At 67.1% G+C, this 1,002-nt stretch carries 2 protein-coding genes; both read right to left on the bottom strand.

The window, feature by feature from the left end:
- Positions 1-157 precede the first annotated feature (157 nt).
- Positions 158-667, bottom strand: coding sequence for a DNA repair protein RadC (locus FBT96_RS18515; RefSeq protein ID WP_136909289.1), 510 nt, complete (start codon positions 665-667; stop codon positions 158-160).
- A gap of 111 nt (positions 668-778) precedes the next feature.
- Positions 779-1,002: JAB domain-containing protein (locus FBT96_RS18510; RefSeq protein ID WP_283234949.1), on the bottom strand; the 224-nt coding region annotated here is incomplete at its 5' end.

Here is a 1,002-nt window from a genome sequence, read left to right as displayed (position 1 = left end):
AGATCGACGGCCGAGGGCGCCATCTGCGGCGCGCAGGGGGACTTCGGTCATGGTCATCGGGTCAACTCCGGTTCGGGAAAAGGGGGGACGCCGGACCGGGCGATCTCTCCCCCGGCGGCGCTCCAAATCCCCCCTGCCCTTCTCGATCTCTCGGCTCTCACGCCGCAACCTGCAGCGCGCGGGCGGCGATGGCACGCCAGAGCGGATCGACAAGACGCCCCTCGAGGTGATCCGCGCGACGGCGCAGATGCGCCACGAACCCATGTTCGCGCCATCCGGCCGCCTGGCTCGCCCGCGCACGCAAGCCGCTCGCCTCGCGCAACACCGAACGGGCCTCGGGCGCGGAGAGGACCGGGTTGCACCAGGCGATCGCACCATCGGCCAGCTCTCCCGCCAACACGAGCCGCTCTTCGCGATCGAGGATCACCATCATATGCGGGGCAACATCGGCGCTGACTTCCTGCGCCAGCACGACCGCAGCAAACATCGCGTCCGCGAGCGTCGCATAGCGATCAAGCTCGACCGGGCGGTCCTGCCCGGCCATCGCCGCTCCAATATCCGGGGCGACAAGTTTCAGAACGAAGGGCAGATCGGGATTGGACCGCGCATCGGCGTCAAACCGCATCGTCGGAGTGGCCTTTCGCGCGTGGAACTCTTGATCGAGCATCTCGGATTCTCCTGCGACGGGGGCGGGAAGCCTCTCTCCCCGCCATCACCGTCACCCCAAAACCGCCGCCCTCTTCCTCGAAGGGCGACGGTTCAGGACCCGGCTTGATCGTCAGAGCTTGCCGAGGGCCCTCAGGCTCATCTCGGCCCCGGCACCGACGATGATGTGGTCATGCAGCGTCAGGCCGAGATAACGGCAGCCCTTCTGGATCTCCTTGGTCATGCTGAGATCGGCCTCCGACGGTGTCGGATCCCCCGAAGGGTGGTTGTGGATCAGGATCAGCGCGCTCGCGTTCAGCATCAGCGCCCGCTTGATCACCTCGCGCGGATAGACGG

This window comes from Rhodobacter capsulatus (assembly GCF_005144475.1).
Lineage (GTDB): Bacteria > Pseudomonadota > Alphaproteobacteria > Rhodobacterales > Rhodobacteraceae > Rhodobacter > Rhodobacter capsulatus_C.
The sequence above is the reverse complement of the archived record's forward strand: the minus strand, read 5'-3'. Positions and strand labels throughout refer to the sequence as shown.

Coding starts and splice junctions, on each gene's coding strand:
- FBT96_RS18515 (WP_136909289.1), bottom strand. CDS start 667: ATGCTCGATCAAGAGTTCCACGCGCGAAAGGCCACTCCGACGATGCGG.